This is a genomic window from Sphingobium sp. V4 (genome assembly GCF_029590555.1).
Classification (GTDB): Bacteria; Pseudomonadota; Alphaproteobacteria; order Sphingomonadales; family Sphingomonadaceae; genus Sphingobium.
Genome location: NZ_CP081001.1, coordinates 1,788,240 through 1,804,732 on the forward strand (window position 1 = coordinate 1,788,240; position 16,493 = coordinate 1,804,732).

A 16,493-nucleotide genomic window follows, 5' to 3' on the forward strand; every position below is an offset into this window, starting at 1 on the left:
GACATCGCATGGCGATGGGAGGGCGAGGGCAAACCCCTGCCCCGCGCGCGGGTGGTTCCCCCTCACCGCAAATCTCGGCTCCGCAAGGCGCCAATCGGACTGAAAGAAGGAACGTCACATGAAGGTTTACTACGATCGCGACGCGGACATCGGCCTGATCAAGGGCAAGAAGGTCGCCATTCTGGGCTATGGTTCGCAGGGCCATGCCCATGCGCAGAACCTGCGTGACTCGGGCGTCGCGGAAGTCTGCATCGCGCTGCGCGCCGGTTCGCCGAGCGCGAAGAAGGCCGAAGGCGCAGGCTTCAAGGTTCTGCCCAATGCCGAAGCCGCCGCATGGGCCGACGTCCTCATGATCCTCGCCCCTGACGAGCATCAGGCCGCGATCTACGCCGCCGACATTCACGCCAATCTGCGGCCCGGCGCGGCGCTGGCCTTCGCCCATGGCCTCAACGTCCATTTCGGCCTGATCGAACCGCGCGCCGACGTCGACGTCATCATGATCGCGCCCAAGGGGCCGGGTCATACCGTGCGCGGCGAATATGTCCGCGGCGGCGGCGTGCCCTGCCTGATCGCCGTCCATCAGGATGCCACCGGCAACGCGCATGACATCGCCCTCTCCTACGCGTCGGGCGTCGGTGGCGGCCGTTCGGGCATCATCGAAACCAACTTCCGCGAAGAATGCGAAACCGACCTGTTCGGCGAGCAGGCCGTGCTGTGCGGCGGCACCACCGCGCTGGTCCAGGCCGGCTTCGAAACGCTGGTCGAAGCCGGCTATTCGCCGGAAATGGCCTATTTCGAATGCCTCCACGAACTGAAGCTGATCGTCGACCTGATGTATGAAGGCGGCATCGCCACCATGCGTTATTCGATCTCGAACACCGCCGAATATGGCGACATCAAGACCGGGCCGCGCATCATTACCGAAGAGACCAAGAAGGAAATGAAGCGTGTGCTGGCCGACATCCAGTCGGGCCGCTTCGTCAAGGACTTCGTCCTCGACAACCGCGCAGGCCAGCCGGAACTCAAGGCCAGCCGCATCGCCGCCCAGCGTCATCCGATCGAGGAAACCGGGGCCAAGCTGCGCGCGATGATGCCCTGGATCAGCGCCAACAAGCTGGTGGATCAGGACAAGAACTGAGCCAGTCCGGCAGCATAACCGGAACGATCCGTTTCCGGTTACGCCTCTGGAACAATCGAGGGGCGCCGCATATTGTTGCGGCGCCCCTTGAGCGTTTTTCGGAGACCATTCTCATGCGCAAATTTCTGATCCCTGCCGCCGCCCTTGTCGCCATTGCCGGCGGCACTGCCCTGATTGCCCAGATGCCCGCCCCCGGCAGCAAGGACGTCGCGAAAGTCACGGGAGGCACATACAAGGTCGATGGCGGCCACAGCCAGGTCGTCTTCGCCTGGGATCATATGGGCTTCACCAACAATATGGGTACGATCGCCGAACCGACCGGCACGCTGACCCTCGACAAGGCAAATCCTGCGGCTTCGAAGGTTTCTGTCGAATTCACGGTCGCCAAGCTGCGGACCGGCGTGCCCAAGCTGGACGAGCATCTGATGACGGCGGATTTCTTCGATGCCGCCAAATTTCCCACCGCGACCTTCGTTTCGACTGCCGTCAAGCCCGAAGGGGCGACCGGGGCCGAGATCACTGGCAATCTTACCATCAAGGGCGTGACCAAGCCCGTGACGCTGGACGCCGAATTTTACGGTGCGGGCATTCAGCCGATGAGCAAGAAGGAAAATATCGGTTTCATCGCCACCGCGACGATCAAACGCAGCGATTTCAACATGAGCTATGGCGTCCCGATGGTCGGCGACGCGATCGAGTTGAAGATCATCGCCGGTTTCGAGAAGCAATAAATCATGCGTCTGCCGGCACAGGCAATCCTGCTTCTAGGCATGATGATGCTTGTGCCGGCAGCGGCCACGCCGCCGCCCGCGCCTCCGGCACAGGCGGCGCTTTACGTGCCCGGCCGCTATCAGGTGGATGGCGCCGCGACCAAGGTTCATTTTCATGTTAAGGCGCTGATCGGCAGCTATGAGGGTGATTTCGTTGATCCCGAAGGCGCTGTCGTGATCGACGCCGCACTGCCTGGCCGCGCCGCCATCGACATCCGGTTCCCGGTCGAAAAGCTGACCACCGGCGACGCATCGACCGACGCGATGCTGAAGGGCGAGAGCTTCTTCGACATGGCGCGCTTCCCGACCATCCGCTTCACCGCGCAGGACGCACCGCTCGCCAGCAGCGTTGCGACGACGTCGATTTCGGGCGAATTGACCATGCATGGCCAAAGCCACCCGATCACCCTCTCCGTCCGGCTGGTCGGCGTGACGCCGGATGAGGCGCCCGGCCTGTCGGTGCTGCACTTCGCCGGGACGACCTCGGTCGAGCGCAGCCAGTTCGGCATGGGTTTCGGACGCCCGTTCGTTTCCGACCGCGTCGACCTCGCCATCGACGCAATCTTCCGTCGCTCCTGAACGGCCTTCTGCAAGAATCATCTTTACCCTGACCCTCGAAAAGGGTTAAGGGGACGCATCATGCAGAGCCGCGCGCTTCTTACCCTGCTACGACTTACACGCCCTTAGGCGTGGCTTTTGTGCTGCCTTCCGGCTAAGGGCAGCGTTGATCCGCCTAAGGGCATCCATCACAGTCAAGTCGTATCCGTAGGGGCGAACATGCGCCCCGACCGCTGAGAAGTAGTTTGATCCCATGATGCTGACCGATCCCACCCTGAAATATCGCGCCTTCCCGCAGGTCGACCTGCCCGATCGCCAATGGCCGTCCAAGGTCATCACCGCGCCGCCGCGCTGGCTGTCGACCGATCTGCGCGACGGCAACCAGTCGCTGATCGACCCGATGAACGCGGAAAAGAAGCGCCGCTTCTTCGACCTGCTGCTCAAGGTCGGCGTCAAGGAGATCGAGATCGGCTTCCCCGCCTCGGGCGCGACCGATTTCGACTTCATCAGCGGGCTGGTGCAGAGCGGCGCGATCCCCGACGATGTGATGCCGCAGGTGCTGACCCAGGCGCGCGCCGACCTGATCGCCACCACCTTCGATTCGCTGCGCGGCGCGAAACAGGCGATCGTCCACGTCTACAACGCCGTGTCGCCCGCCTGGCGCGACATCGTGTTCCAGATGGACCGGCCGCAGATCCGCGAGATCGCCGTCACCGCCGCCAAGCTGCTGCGCGACAATGCGGCGCGCCTGCCCGATACCGACTGGCATTTCGAATATTCGCCGGAAACCTTCTCTACCGCCGAACTGGATTTCAGCCTGGAGTGCTGCGAAGCGGTTATGGAGATTTTGCAGCCGACGCCGGAACGGCCACTGATCCTGAACCTGCCCGCCACGGTCGAGTGCGCGACGCCCAATATCTATGCCGATCAGATCGAATGGATCTGCCGCAATATCAGCAAGCGCGACAGCGTGGTGATTTCGCTGCACACCCATAATGACCGCGGCACCGGCGTCGCCGCCGCCGAACTGGGTATCATGGCCGGCGCCGACCGCGTCGAAGGCTGCCTGTTCGGCAATGGCGAGCGCACCGGCAATTGCGATCTGGTGACGGTCGCGCTGAACATGTACACGCAGGGGATCAATCCCGGCCTGGACTTCAGCGATATCGACGAAGTCATCCAGACGGTCGAATATTGCAACCAGCTGCCGGTCCATCCGCGCCATCCCTATGCCGGCGAACTGGTGTTCACCGCCTTCTCCGGCAGCCATCAGGACGCGATCAAGAAGGGCTTTGCCGCACAGGAAGCGCGCAACGACCTGATCTGGAACGTCCCCTATCTGCCGATCGATCCCAAGGATCTGGGCCGCGACTATGAAGCGGTGATCCGCGTCAATTCGCAGTCGGGCAAGGGCGGCGTCGCCTGGGTGCTGCAACAGGACAAGGGCTATAAGCTGCCCAAGCGGATGCAGGCCGACTTCTCGAAGGTGGTGCAGGCGCTGGCCGACGGGTCCAGCCGCGAACTGAACGCCGCCGATATTTCCGCCGCCTTCGACGAGCATTATCACCAGACCGACGACCAGCCCTATGCGCTGATCGACTATCACGAGGGCGGCGCGGCGGGCGACCGCATCTTCACCGGCAAGATCATTCACAAGGGCGGCGAACGTTCGATTTCCGGGCGCGGCAACGGCCTCATCTCTTCGGTGCTGGCGGCGCTGCGCGACGAACTGGGCGTGGAACTGGAAATCGCCGATTATAATGAGCACGCCATCGGCGCAGGCAGCGACGTGAACGCCGCCGCCTATGTCGAATGCCGCACGCCTGACGGCCGCACCGTCTTCGGCATCGGCACCGACAGCGACGTCGCGACCGCTTCGGTCAAGGCCGTGCTGTCGGCCGCGAACGGGATTGCGGTGCGGGGGTAAGCAGACTCCGTTCGCTTCGAGCCTGTCGAGAGGCTTTGCACGATGTTCGGCTTCGCTGAGCCGGGCACGCCTCGCTTCTCGACTTCGCTCGAAACGAACGGACGCTGTTCTACTTTGCCAAAGCCCGGATCACCCGGTCCCATTGCTCCAGTGATTCCCGGATGCCAGCCACGGGCACGCGCTCGTTCAGGCCATGGGCGAAGCCGTCCTCGGCCTTCATGAACAGGCTGGAGACACCATAGCTGGGAACGCCCAGCGCCCGGAAGTGGAGACTGTCGGTCGCTCCGGCCGACATGCCCGGCATGACAGTGACACCAGGTGCCCGCGCCGTTACCGCATCCCTGACCGCCTTCATGACGTCGGCGCGCAGCGGCGAGGCGGCGCTGGCCAGCGGATCGCCCAGGGTCTTGACCGTCGCGCTGTCGTCATCCACCAGCTTCACCAGTTGCGCCCTGACCTCCTCAATGGTCATGCCGGGGAAGATCCGGCAGTTGACGCTGACTTTGGCGCTTTGCGGCAGAGCATTGAGCGCATGGCCTGCCTGCGCCATGGTCGCGACGCAGGTGGTGCGGACCTGACCGATAAATTCCGGCCGGGCCGAGAGCAGGTCCGCCGAAGCCGGGTCGCCGGTCTGCGCATAGCGCTGCATCGCCTCGCCAACCTCGCCGCCCATTCGGCCCGCCGACAGCGCCAGTGATGCCTTCGTCAGTTCGTTGCGCATCGGCGCAAACCGATAGGCCGCAATCCGGTCGATCGCCCTGGCCATCCGATAGATGGGATTGCCAGATGTCGGGGCGCTCGAATGGCCGCCCGCATCAGCGAAGGAAAATTCGAAATCGGCATAGGATTTCTCCCCCGCCTGCAACTGATAGAGGACCGGCTTGCCTTCCTCATTCAGCAATCCGCCGCCGCCGTCGCCGTTGAGCAGCAGGTCGACATCCCTGTATCGCATCGCCAGCGCCCTGGTCGTGACCATGTCGGTTTCCTCGTCGCCCGACAGCAGCAGGATGACGGAACGGCGCGGCCGCCATCCCTCCTTCTTCAACTGGGCAATCGTCGCGACCATCATCGCGACGTCATATTTATTGTCCTCCGACCCGCGCCCGTAAATATAGCCATTCTCCTCGATCGGCACGAAGGGATCGCGCGTCCAGTCGGCACGGTTGGCGGCCACAACATCCATATGACCGATCAGGGCCATGGGCCTGAGCTTCGGGTCGCTGCCCCTGATCGTCGCGGCCAGCGTCGCCGTCTCGCCCATCGGCGTGATGACGATATCGGCATCGGCGAAGCCAGCCCCCTTCAGCACCGAGGTATAATAGGCTGCGAGCCTGGGCACCTGTCCTTCGCCCTGCACGGTCTTGAAGGCGATCGAGCGCATCAGCACCTCCTTGGCGGCTCCCGCATCGGCCGCCGCCTGCGCGCCTTGCGGCGCCGCCAGCACCGCCAGCCCAAAAAATGCGCGCCTCATATCCATATATTTGCACTCCCCGATGGACCGATGCTGCCTCTGTGACATAGCGGATAGACGCGGCCAATGCGTTTGGCCCTGTTGGGGTGATGTCGGAGGCGCCGGATGCTTCATCCGGCCTGACATCGCTCCGATCGACATACGGAAAGAGGGCCGCCTTATCCGTATTGAATCCCTTGAAAGAATTGCTTGCGCGCAATCGGACCTATCGCCTCCGATATAGCCGCCGGTCGCCCAAAGGAAGATGAGCCATGGCCCTCAACTATCGCAGTTTCGGATTTCAGGTGCTTGCCGGCATGGCCGTCGGGCTCATCCTCGGCCTTGTCGCCCGCCAGATCGGCGCCGGGCCGGATGGCAGCCTCAACTGGCTGGCGACGACGCTGAAGACGGTCGGCTCCATCTTCGTCTCGCTGCTGAAGGCGATCGTTCCGCCATTGATATTCGCAGCCATCGTCGCATCGATCGCCAATCTGCGCGCGCTCGACAATGCCGCACGGCTCGCCGGACAGACCCTGCTCTGGTTCGCCATCACGGCGCTGATCGCCGTCACCATCGGCCTTGCGATCGGCCTGGTGGTGGAACCCGGCGCAGGATTGCGCGGTACCCAGCTGGCGATGAAGCAGGCGGAATCGGTCGGCGGCTGGCTCGATTTCCTCAAAGGCCTGATACCCGGCAACAGCCTGGCGCTGTCGGGCAGCAGCAAGGTCGCGGAGGATGGCGCGATCACCACCAGCCTCACCTTCAACATCCTGCAACTTCTGGTCATCTCGATCGCGGTCGGCCTTGCCACGCTGAAGGTCGGCGAGAAGGCAGACCCCTTCCTCGCCTTCGTCCGATCGTTGCTCGCCATCGTACGCACGATCCTGAACTGGATCATCCGTCTGACGCCGGTCGGTTCGGCCGCGCTGATCGGCACGGCCATCGCGACCTATGGCTGGAGCGCTTTGGCACAACTCGGCAGCTTCACCGCCGCCGTCTATCTGGGCCTCGCGCTGGTCCTGCTGGTGGTCTATCCGGCGCTGCTGATACTGAACGGGCTCAAGCCCGGCCCCTTCTTCGCGACGGCCTGGCCCGCGATCCAGCTCGGCTTCGTTTCGCGTTCCTCCGTCGGCACCCTGCCCGTCACCGAAGCCGTGACCGAAAGGATGGGCGTCGACAAAGGCTATGCCGCCTTCGCCATCCCGTTGGCGGCGACGACCAAGATGGACGGCTGCGCGTCGATCTACCCTGCGCTGGCGGCGATCTTCGTCGCAGGCTTCTACGGCATCCCGCTCCATTTCATCGATTACGTCCTGATCATCTTCGTATCAGTGATCGGATCGGCGGCGACGGCCGGGTTGACGGGCGCGATCGTGATGCTGACGCTGACCCTGTCCACCCTTGGCCTGCCGCTGGAAGGCGCGGGCCTGCTGCTGGCCATCGACCCGATCATCGACATGGGCCGCACGGCGGTGAACGTCGCGGGCCAGGTGCTGGTCGCAACGATCGTGGCAAAGCGTGAAGGGATATTGGACGAGAGCGCCTATCAGCGCGAGGCGGAGGCAGTGCAGGCGATCGCCTGAGCCATCGACGGGTTGCCCGCCGGAACGGGTGCCCCCGACAGGACGGTCAGTTCATGGCGAGGATCATGTTCCGCACTTGCGGATAGACCTGCTTTTCCCACTTGCTGCCCGAAAAGACGCCATAATGGCCGACGCCCGGCTGGAGATGATGGCGCTTGAGATGCGGGCGCAGGCCGGTGCAAAGGCCGTGGGCCGCCGATGTCTGGCCCACAGCGCAGACATCGTCCCTTTCACCCTCGACGGTGAGCAGCGCGGTCTTGCGGATCATGCCAGGATTCACGGTGCGCCCACGGACTGTCAGTTCGCCCTTGGCGAGCAACGCGCGCTGGAACACCATGTCGACGGTTTCGAGGTAGAATTCCTTGGTCATGTCGAGGACGGCGAAATATTCCTCGTAGAAATCCTTTATCTTCTGCGCCTCGACCCGCTTACCGTCGGCGAGCAACTGATAAAGTTCGCGATGCGTCGACCCATGCCGTTCCATGTTCATCGACATGAAGGCCGAAAGTTGCAGGAAACCGGGATAGACTTCGCGCCCGCGGCCCGCATAGCGGAAGGGAACGACGGAAATCAGATTGTCCTCGAACCACTTGATCGGCTTTTCATTGGCAAGGTCGTTGACCACCGTCGGCGCCGCATTGGGATCGATCGGCCCGCCCATCAGCGTCATCGACCGCGGTGTCGCCCTGTCCTTGTCCTCCGACATCAGCGCGACCGCCGCCAGCGCGGGTACGCAGGGCTGGCACACCGATACCAGATGCGCGCCCTCGCCCAGTTCCTGAAGGAAGCGGATCACATAATCGACATATTCGTCGAAGCCGAAGCGCCCTGCCTCCATCGGCACATCGCGCGCATTTTTCCAGTCGGTGATGTAGACGTCATGGTCGCGCAGCAATGTTGCAACCGTGCTGCGCAACAAGGTGGAAAAATGGCCCGACATAGGGGCGACGACCAGCACGCGCGGCTGTTCAGCCTCCACCTCATCCTTTGCAAAGTGCAACAGATTTCCGAAGGGCAGGTCCAGCGCGATCTCCTCACGCACGGACACCTCTGCATTGCCGCTCGTGACGGTATGGATGTCGTAAGCAGGGCGCTTGTGCGTCAGTTTCGCGCCCTGAAACACGTCCATCAGGGCGAACATACGGCGCGGCATCGCCCAATCGGCCATCGGCCCCATCCGGTCGCGCATGGCAAGCGCGTACTGCGCACCAAGCCGCGCTGGGGCCAGCATGTCGTTCCAGGCCTGATAACCGCTGTAGAGCATCCGCATGATAGCAACCGTGCCTTATATTATTCCGTCAACCGAATCGGTCTTTTGCTGAAACGCTATACAGGCTTTTTGTGTTGCACCGCATCATCATTAATGGGAGGTTGGTCGAAAGCGGGAGGGAAAGCCATGGCAATTGCGGAACTCACACTTTCTAGCAAAAATTATTCCTCCTGGTCTTTGCGCGGATGGCTGCTTTGCCGTCTGGCCGGGTTGCAGGTCGTGGAAAAGCTGATCGCGCTCGACGATCCGGAAAACCGCGCGGAATTGCTGCTGCTCTCTCCCTCCGTGCTGGTTCCCCGCCTCACCCACGAGGGCGCGAGCGTGTGGGACACGTTGGCGATCGCCGAATATCTGCACGAATTATACCCCGATGCGGGCATGTATCCTGTCGATCGGATCGCGCGCGCGCACTGCCGTTCGGTATCAGGGGAGATTCACTCGGGTTTCGCCAATCTGCGCTCCGCCCTGCCCATGAACCTCAAGGTCCGCCATGCGCGGTTTCCGATCTTTTCAGGCGCCAAACCCGACATCGAACGGATCGAGACGATCTGGACGGAATGTCTGGACGATTATGGCGGCCCCTGGCTGTTCGGTGACGCGCCGACGGTAGCCGACGCCATGTTCGCGCCGGTCGCGCAACGCTTCCTGACCTATGCCGTGCCCGTCACACAGAAATGCGCCGCATATTGCCAGACCATCAACAGCTGGGCGCTGATGCGGGAATGGATCGAGGCGGCGCGGGCCGAGCCGGAAGAGATGGCGGAGCTGGAAATCGAGTTCTGACGCCCCCTTCCCCCTCCGTCATGGCGGGGCTAAGGCATCGCCATGACGATACGCACCCTTGCCCTGGCCCTTGGCCTGACCGCCGCCCTGCCTGTCCAAGCCGAGACCATCGAGCCACAGCGGCTCGAACAGTCCGTCCGCACGCTGGCCTCCGACCTGTTCGAGGGACGCGCGCCGGGCACCATCGGGGAAGAGCGGACGATCGGCTATCTGGTGGCGCGCTTCGAGGCGCTGGGACTGGAACCGGGCGGCCCTGACGGCCAGTGGGTCCAGACCGTACCACTGCTTCATACCCGGCTCGGGAAGGCCGAAACGCTGGGCCTGACTCAGGGAAGCGCGACGACGCCATGGACCTTCGGCAGCCAGGTCTATCTGTCCACCCTCCAGCCCAGGGACCATGTCGCACTGGAAAAAGCGCCGCTGGTTTTCGTCGGTCATGGCGTGTCCGCACCCGAACGGGGCTGGGACGATTTCAAGGGCGTCGACCTGAAGGGCAAGGTTGCAGTCTTCCTGATCAACGATCCCGACTTCGAGGCCACCGAGGGGGAAGATGCCGTCGGCAAGTTCGGCGGGCGGACCATGACCTATTATGGCCGCTGGACCTACAAGTTCGAGGAAGCGGCACGGCGCGGCGCGGTCGGCGCACTGATCGTGCATGACACGCCAGGCGCAGGCTATGGGTGGAACGTGGTCGTCAGCCCCGGCGGCGAAAATTACGACCTTGTGCGCGCTGCGGACAAGCTGACCAGCCTCCAGGTCCAGGGCTGGATCGAGGGCGAGACCGCAAGGACGATGTTCGCCGGCGCGGGGCTGGATCTGGCGGCGCTGCGCCGGCAGGCGAGAAGCCGGACCTTCAGGCCGGTGGAACTGAAGGGTGCGGCCTTCTCCGCCGCCTTCCCTGTCAGCCAGGAGGTGGTGAAGAGCGCCAACGTCCTCGCCCGCATTCCCGGCGCCAGTCGGCCGGACGAAACGGTGATGTATGGCGCGCATTGGGATGCCTATGGCAAGGGCGCGCCCGACGCGCAGGGGCGCATCTACCGCGCCGGCGCCAATGACGACGCGCTCGGCATAGCGGCGATGTTCGAGATCGCGCGCGCGTTCAAGGTCGGACCCGCGCCCGACCGGTCGATCCTGTTCGCGGCCTGGACGGCGGAAGAGCGCGGCCTGCTCGGTTCAGAATATTATGCCTTCAATCCGGTCTGGCCGCTGGACCGGACCGTCGCCAACCTGACGATCGACATCCTCCAGACCGCAGGCAAGGCGAAGGACGTGATCCTGGTCGGCAAGGGACAGAATGGGCTGGAGGATGATCTCGCACGCTTTGCTGCGCAGCAAGGCCGCGTCGTGACGCAGGAAAGCCTGCCCGAACGCGGCCTGTTCTATCGCGCCGACCATTTCTCCATGGCCAAGCGTGGCGTGCCGGTGCTGCTGCTGATGGGCATCGCCGGCGCTTCCGATCTGGTCGAAGGCGGTCGCGCGGCCGGACAGGCGTGGGTCGATGCCTATACGGGCAAATGCTACCACCAGGCCTGCGACGCGGTGGACGAGACGTGGAAACTGGACGGCGCCGCGCAGGACGTGGACCTGATGCTTGCCATTGGCCGCGATCTGGCCGGATCGACGCGCTGGCCCGATTGGAAGGCCGGCTCCGAGTTCAAGGCGATCCGCGACAAGAGCGCGGCGGCGCGTAACTGATCCGGCCTCCGTTCGTTTCGACTGAGGGGATGGTTTAGCCGAGCCGATACAGCGCGCTGCCATGCGGCGGCAGGGTGGCGCTCACCCGCTCTGCCTGCCGACCAAGCGCCTTGCCTTCCCACAGGTCGCGCACGGCGACCGGCCCGGACAGTCCGAGGTCGCGCAGCCTGATCCCCACGTCGCGCCGCTTGTCCCCGGGATTGAACAGGGCGAGATAGCGGTCGCTGCCGCCGTCCGCGATCGCCGACCATACCCGGACGCCGTCCTCGACGAAATGCGGGCAATTGCCGTTGCTCGCCTGATTGACGGCCAGCACCTCCCGATTGGTCAGCAACGCCAGGGTCGCCGCATCCAAATGGCGCAGGTCGCCGCCCATGATGAGCGGAGAGCGCGCGATCGCCCAGAGCGTCATCAAGGTTCGCTGCTCGTCCGGGGTGAAGCGCGTGTCGCGCTCGCCCAGCGCCAGGCGGCCCAGGGGCAGCATGTCGGCGTCTGGCCAACTCCCCGGAGCACGGTACGGCGTCCAGTTTTCTAGCCGCGTGAACTGCGCCTCCAGCATCGCCCAATCGTCCCAGAAATCGTCCGAGATGCGCCACATCTGTGCGAAGCGACGGACATGGTCGCCCCGGATCACCGGCGTTTCGCCGGGCGAGAGGCTGAGGATGATGGGGCGGCCGGTGGCGACGATGGCATTGTGCGCCGCCTCGACCTCCGGCGCATGAGCGTCATAGGGGCGGCTCATATCGTCCATCTTGACGAAATCGACGCCCCAGTCCGCATAGAGGCGGAAGATGCTGTCATAATAAGCCTGAGCGCCCGGCCGCGTCATGTCGACCCCATACATGTCCGGATTCCAGGAACAGATGCTCGTAGGGTCCGCGATGTCAGCCGCGCGGTAGCGGGTGCCCTGGATCGGCAGGTTCGCCTCCACCGCCGCGCGCGGGATGCCGCGCATGACATGGATGCCGAATTTCAGGCCAAGCGCATGGATGTCCCTGGCCAGCGGTGCGAACCCCATGCCTCCCCCGCTGGAAGGAAACCGGTTGGGCGCCGGAATCATCCGGCCATAGGCATCCATTGCGGGCCTGGGGCTGGCATTATAGGTGTAGCTGGATGCCTCCGGTTCATACCATTGGATGTCGACGGTGAAGATGTCATAGCCGAAAGGCAGCAGCTTTTCCGCCATGATATGCGCGGTTTCGCGCGCCTGCGCTTCGGTGATGGTGGTCGCAAAACTGTTCCAGCTATTCCAGCCCATCGGCGGACGAGGCGCCAGCGGCCCGCGCTTGCCCGGTTGCGTTTCGCCCGCGCGCGCCACGCCGGCGATCGCAAGCCCTGCCATGCCGACGCCAAGCAGATCGCGGCGGCTGGCCTTCCAAGTCATTCTCGTCATTTGTCGGAGTTAATAGGAAGAATGGCGCGAGATCAAGAGGGCGGACCGTTCCCGACCCACGACGATCAGGCTTGGATGCCCGCCAGCCACTCAGCGATCATCGCGCGCCCAGCCGCCACCGCAACGGGACCGTGCAGATCATGATCCTCGCGCAGGGCAATGCCGCACTGCTGCGCAACGTCGAGATCGGCCCAAAAATGCGTCAACCAATCCTCGAAACGGGGATCTTCGCCCATTTCGGCGTGGAATTGCAGGGCCAGAAGGTTAGTCCCACGGCGGAATGCCTGATGGGCATATTTCCGGGTCGACGCCAGAAGTTCGACCCCTTCGGGCAGATCGAACGTGTCGCTGTGCCAGTGGAGGACCGGCACGTCGGCGATATGACGGAGCGGCGATGCGGTCCCGGCGCCGTTCATCATGACGGGCGCGAAGCCCAGTTCCATATGTCCGCCCGGATAGACCCGCGCGCCCAGCGCCGCTGCGATCATCTGGCTGCCGAGACATACGCCCAAGGTCGGACGGTCGGCGGCGAGGCGCGCCGAAAGCTTCTCGATCTGGAGGGGAATCCAGGGGTGTCGATCCTGTTCATAGACCCCCATCGGACCGCCCATCATGATCAGCAGGTCTGGATCGCACAGGTCGACATGCGCGAAATCCGGGCTGGCGACATCGATGCGGTCGATATGGTAGCCCGCCGCCTCGATCGGCTGGAGATACCCTGCCGCGCCTTCGCGCGGCACATGACGGACGATCAATGCTCTTTTCATTGCTGATTCGGAGGCTAGACAATCGCGCGTGCCGCCGCCACCCCAGCCCTTCTTGACGACCGGCAATCAGCGCTATCTCCGGTCTTGCGTAAAGCAAAAGGCTTCCCCCTATGGCAGAAGCCTTTTGCCTTGCGCCAGCGCGTCAGCCGATCAGGCGGCCAATTTGCGCAGCACATATTGGAGGATGCCGCCGTTCAGGAAGTAATCCAGTTCGTTGACGGTATCGATCCGGCACAGCGCGGTGAAGGTGAAGGTCGAGCCGTCGGCGCGCTTTACGATCACGTCCACATCCTGGCGCGGCTTGAGGCCCGCGACATTCTGGATGGTGAAGGTTTCGTCGCCCGTCAGGCCGAGCGTATCCTTGTTCTCGCCAGCCTTGAACTGCAGCGGGAGCACGCCCATGCCGACCAGGTTGGACCGGTGGATGCGTTCGAAGCTCTCAACGATGACCGAGCGGACGCCCAACAGGTTGGTCCCCTTCGCCGCCCAGTCGCGAGACGAGCCGGTGCCATATTCCTTCCCGCCGATGACGACCAGCGGCGTGCCGTCGGCCTTGTGCTTCATTGCCGCGTCGTAGATCGGCAGGACTTCGCCCTCATAGCGGGTCATGCCGCCCTCGACGCCGTCCAGCATCAGATTCTTGATGCGGATATTGGCGAAGGTGCCGCGCATCATGACTTCGTGATGACCGCGACGCGAGCCATAGCTGTTGTAATCGGCCTGGGCGACCTGATGCTCGCTCAGCCATTTGCCCGCAGGGCTGCTCGCCTTGATCGAACCTGCTGGCGAGATGTGGTCCGTGGTGATCGAATCGCCGAAGATGGCGAGCGGTTTGGCTTCGATGATGTCGGTGACCGGCGCCGGGGTCATGCTAAGACCCTCGAAATAGGGCGGGTTGGCGACATAGGTGGAACCAGCGCGCCACTTGTATGTGTCCGAACCTGTCACGTCGATCGCCTGCCAGTGCGCGTCGCCCTTGTAGACATTTGCGTAGCGCGCCTGGAACATCGCGCGGTCCATGCAGCCCGCCATGGTCGAGGCGACCTCGTCATTGGTTGGCCAGATGTCCTTGAGGTAGACGTCATTGCCGGCCGCGCTGACGCCGATCGGGGTGGTGATGAAATCCTCGATCACCGTTCCCTTGAGCGCATAGGCGACCACAAGCGGCGGGCTGGCGAGGAAGTTGGCGCGCACGTCGGGCGAGACGCGGCCTTCGAAATTGCGGTTGCCCGAAATGACGGCCGCGGCGACCAGCCCATTCTCGTTGATGGCGGCGCTGATCGCGGGCGCCAGCGGGCCTGAGTTGCCGATGCAGGTGGTGCAGCCATAGCCGACCAGGTTGAAGCCGATCGCGTCCAGATGCTCCTGAAGCCCGGCCTTGTTGAAATAGTCGGTGACCACCTGCGAACCCGGCGCGAGCGACGTCTTGACCCAGGGCTTGGGTTTGAGGCCCAGTTCGTTCGCCTTCTTGGCGACCAGGCCCGCCGCGACCATGACGCTGGGGTTCGACGTGTTGGTGCAACTCGTGATCGCGGCGATGGTGACGTCGCCGTCGCCGATATCGAAATCCTCGCCCGCGACAGGCACGCGCTGCTGCGCCTTCTTGTAGGTGTTGGCCATGTCGGCGTTGAACACGTCATCGACGTCCGGCAGGGCGACGCGGTCCTGCGGGCGCTTGGGGCCGGCAAGGCTGGGGACGACGGTGGCAAGGTCCAGTTCCAGCGTGTCGGTGAAGACGGGCTCGATCGATGGATCGATCCAGAAGCCCTGTTCCTTGGCATAGGCTTCGACCAGCGCGATATTTTCGTCGGTCCGGCCGGTCAGGCGCATATAGTCCAGCGTCTTGTCGTCGATGCCAAAGAAGCCGCAGGTTGCGCCATATTCCGGCGCCATGTTGGCCAGCGTCGCACGGTCGGCAAGCGACAGGCTGGCGAGGCCGGGACCGAAATATTCGACGAAGCGACCGACCACGCCGCGAGCGCGGAGCATCTGGGTGCAGGTGAGGACCAGGTCGGTGGCGGTTACGCCCTCCTTCAATTCTCCGGTGAACTTGAAGCCTACGACCTCGGGGATCAACATGGAGACGGGCTGACCCAGCATCGCCGCTTCCGCCTCGATACCGCCCACGCCCCAGCCGAGCACGCCCAGGCCGTTGACCATGGTGGTGTGACTGTCGGTGCCAACGCAGGTGTCGGGATAGGCGACGGTGACGCCGTCCGGGCCGGTGCTCGACCAGACGGCCTGCGCAATATTCTCCAGGTTCACCTGGTGGCAGATGCCCGTGCCCGGCGGCACGGCGTAGAAGTTGGCGAGGCTCTTGCTACCCCATTTCAGGAAGTCGTAGCGCTCCATGTTGCGCTGATATTCGATTTCCACATTCTGCCCGAACGCCTTTGGCGTGCCAAATTCATCGACCATGACCGAATGATCGATGACGAGGTGGACGGGCACCTGCGGGTTGATCTTGCTGGCGTCGGCGCCCAGCGCGTTCATCGCGTCGCGCATGGCGGCGAGGTCGACCACGCACGGCACGCCGGTGAAGTCCTGGAGCAGCACGCGAGCGGGGCGATACTGGATCTCGCGCTCGGCCCTGCCTTTGTCATTCTGCCAGTCGACGATCGCCTGGATGTCGTCGGTGGTGACGGTGACGCCATCCTCGAAGCGAAGCAGATTCTCCAGCAGCACCTTCATCGAGAAGGGCAGGCGCGAAACGTCGCCAAGCTTCGCTGCGGCCTTCTTCAACGAATAATAGGCAATATCCTTGCCGCCGACATTGAGCATGTCTCGCGTGCCGAGGGTGTCCTGTCCGATTGCGGTCATAAGATGTGCGTCTCCTCGCATGGGTCCGGCCATGCGGAAGGAAGCGTCGCGTTCCCACCAGAAGCCACCATCAGGCAACAAGGTGGAGGGAGGCGCCCCAACCGATGGTCGAAGCAGGTGTGTCCCGATGAGCGGTGGCTTACAGATTGCCACCGCCGAGTCAAATGGACAAAATGGTCGGAAGAGCCTTTGTTTCCGTCATTTTCACTTACTGAAAATGGTTCGCACCGATCGGCACGACTGGCGCGGGTTCATTGTACGCAGGACCAAGAATTCAGCCTTCGTCCGACAGCCCCCATCGTGCTCACACGCGCGACCGGGCCATGGTCTTTTCGATCC

12 protein-coding genes are annotated in these 16,493 nt (G+C 63.5%); 7 read left to right on the forward strand and 5 right to left on the reverse strand.

Features of this window, described 5'->3' with window-relative positions:
• Positions 1-118: 118 nt before the first annotated feature.
• The 4 genes from ilvC to leuA all read left to right on the forward strand — a co-directional run bounded on the left by ilvC (position 119) and on the right by leuA (position 4,393).
• Complete coding sequence (gene ilvC / locus K3M67_RS08940; protein WP_066858510.1) at positions 119-1,138, forward strand: ketol-acid reductoisomerase; 1,020 nt, start codon at positions 119-121, stop codon at positions 1,136-1,138.
• A 113-nt stretch (positions 1,139-1,251) separates the two neighbouring features.
• Positions 1,252-1,869 carry a YceI family protein gene (locus K3M67_RS08945; protein ID WP_066858507.1) on the forward strand — a complete coding sequence of 206 codons (618 nt, stop codon included), beginning with the start codon at positions 1,252-1,254 and terminating at the stop codon, positions 1,867-1,869.
• 3 nt (positions 1,870-1,872) lie between these two features.
• Positions 1,873-2,487: a YceI family protein gene (locus K3M67_RS08950; RefSeq protein WP_232313707.1), complete on the forward strand. Its 615-nt coding sequence runs from the start codon at positions 1,873-1,875 to the stop codon at positions 2,485-2,487.
• Between the two features lie 232 nt (positions 2,488-2,719).
• Entirely contained in the window at positions 2,720-4,393 is a 1,674-nt protein-coding gene (leuA, locus tag K3M67_RS08955) for a 2-isopropylmalate synthase (protein WP_066858502.1), read from the forward strand.
• Between the two features lie 109 nt (positions 4,394-4,502).
• On the opposite strand, the gene K3M67_RS08960 is transcribed toward leuA, so the two are convergent.
• Positions 4,503-5,864: a M20/M25/M40 family metallo-hydrolase gene (locus tag K3M67_RS08960; protein ID WP_502958875.1), complete on the reverse strand. Its 1,362-nt coding sequence runs from the start codon at positions 5,862-5,864 to the stop codon at positions 4,503-4,505.
• Positions 5,865-6,115: 251 nt separating this feature from the next.
• Between K3M67_RS08960 and K3M67_RS08965 the strand changes: the two genes are divergently transcribed.
• Positions 6,116-7,426, forward strand: a complete 1,311-nt coding sequence (locus K3M67_RS08965; RefSeq protein WP_285831309.1) for a dicarboxylate/amino acid:cation symporter — start codon at positions 6,116-6,118, stop codon at positions 7,424-7,426.
• A gap of 46 nt (positions 7,427-7,472) precedes the next feature.
• Here the strand turns inward: K3M67_RS08965 and K3M67_RS08970 are convergent, their stop codons facing one another.
• Complete coding sequence (locus K3M67_RS08970) at positions 7,473-8,696, reverse strand: polyhydroxyalkanoate depolymerase (RefSeq protein ID WP_066858493.1); 1,224 nt, start codon at positions 8,694-8,696, stop codon at positions 7,473-7,475.
• 126 nt (positions 8,697-8,822) lie between these two features.
• Here K3M67_RS08970 and K3M67_RS08975 point away from each other — a divergent pair, with 126 nt between their 5' ends.
• Positions 8,823-9,479 (forward strand): glutathione S-transferase, encoded by a 657-nt coding sequence (locus K3M67_RS08975; protein ID WP_285831310.1) that lies wholly within the window; start codon positions 8,823-8,825, stop codon positions 9,477-9,479.
• A gap of 42 nt (positions 9,480-9,521) precedes the next feature.
• Positions 9,522-11,174, forward strand: coding sequence for a M28 family metallopeptidase (locus tag K3M67_RS08980; protein WP_285831311.1), 1,653 nt, complete (start codon positions 9,522-9,524; stop codon positions 11,172-11,174).
• A 34-nt stretch (positions 11,175-11,208) separates the two neighbouring features.
• Here K3M67_RS08980 and K3M67_RS08985 read toward each other — a convergent pair whose 3' ends face one another.
• The 3 genes from K3M67_RS08985 to acnA all read right to left on the reverse strand — a co-directional run bounded on the left by K3M67_RS08985 (position 11,209) and on the right by acnA (position 16,154).
• Positions 11,209-12,558 (reverse strand): glycoside hydrolase family 27 protein, encoded by a 1,350-nt coding sequence (locus K3M67_RS08985; protein WP_285831312.1) that lies wholly within the window; start codon positions 12,556-12,558, stop codon positions 11,209-11,211.
• 74 nt (positions 12,559-12,632) lie between these two features.
• Complete coding sequence (locus K3M67_RS08990) at positions 12,633-13,334, reverse strand: glutamine amidotransferase (RefSeq protein WP_066858481.1); 702 nt, start codon at positions 13,332-13,334, stop codon at positions 12,633-12,635.
• A 150-nt stretch (positions 13,335-13,484) separates the two neighbouring features.
• Positions 13,485-16,154, reverse strand: coding sequence for an aconitate hydratase AcnA (gene acnA / locus K3M67_RS08995; RefSeq protein WP_285831313.1), 2,670 nt, complete (start codon positions 16,152-16,154; stop codon positions 13,485-13,487).
• Positions 16,155-16,493: the final 339 nt, after the last annotated feature.

Bases quoted from the DNA above. Each gene is read 5' to 3' on its own strand.
- ilvC (WP_066858510.1), top strand. From the start codon at position 119: ATGAAGGTTTACTACGATCGCGACGCGGACATCGGCCTGATCAAGGGC.
- K3M67_RS08945 (WP_066858507.1), top strand. From the start codon at position 1,252: ATGCGCAAATTTCTGATCCCTGCCGCCGCCCTTGTCGCCATTGCCGGC.
- K3M67_RS08950 (WP_232313707.1), top strand. From the start codon at position 1,873: ATGCGTCTGCCGGCACAGGCAATCCTGCTTCTAGGCATGATGATGCTT.
- leuA (WP_066858502.1), top strand. From the start codon at position 2,720: ATGATGCTGACCGATCCCACCCTGAAATATCGCGCCTTCCCGCAGGTC.
- K3M67_RS08960 (WP_502958875.1), bottom strand. From the start codon at position 5,864: ATGAGGCGCGCATTTTTTGGGCTGGCGGTGCTGGCGGCGCCGCAAGGC.
- K3M67_RS08965 (WP_285831309.1), top strand. From the start codon at position 6,116: ATGGCCCTCAACTATCGCAGTTTCGGATTTCAGGTGCTTGCCGGCATG.
- K3M67_RS08970 (WP_066858493.1), bottom strand. From the start codon at position 8,696: ATGCGGATGCTCTACAGCGGTTATCAGGCCTGGAACGACATGCTGGCC.
- K3M67_RS08975 (WP_285831310.1), top strand. From the start codon at position 8,823: ATGGCAATTGCGGAACTCACACTTTCTAGCAAAAATTATTCCTCCTGG.
- K3M67_RS08980 (WP_285831311.1), top strand. From the start codon at position 9,522: ATGACGATACGCACCCTTGCCCTGGCCCTTGGCCTGACCGCCGCCCTG.
- K3M67_RS08985 (WP_285831312.1), bottom strand. From the start codon at position 12,558: ATGACTTGGAAGGCCAGCCGCCGCGATCTGCTTGGCGTCGGCATGGCA.
- K3M67_RS08990 (WP_066858481.1), bottom strand. From the start codon at position 13,334: ATGAAAAGAGCATTGATCGTCCGTCATGTGCCGCGCGAAGGCGCGGCA.
- acnA (WP_285831313.1), bottom strand. From the start codon at position 16,154: ATGACCGCAATCGGACAGGACACCCTCGGCACGCGAGACATGCTCAAT.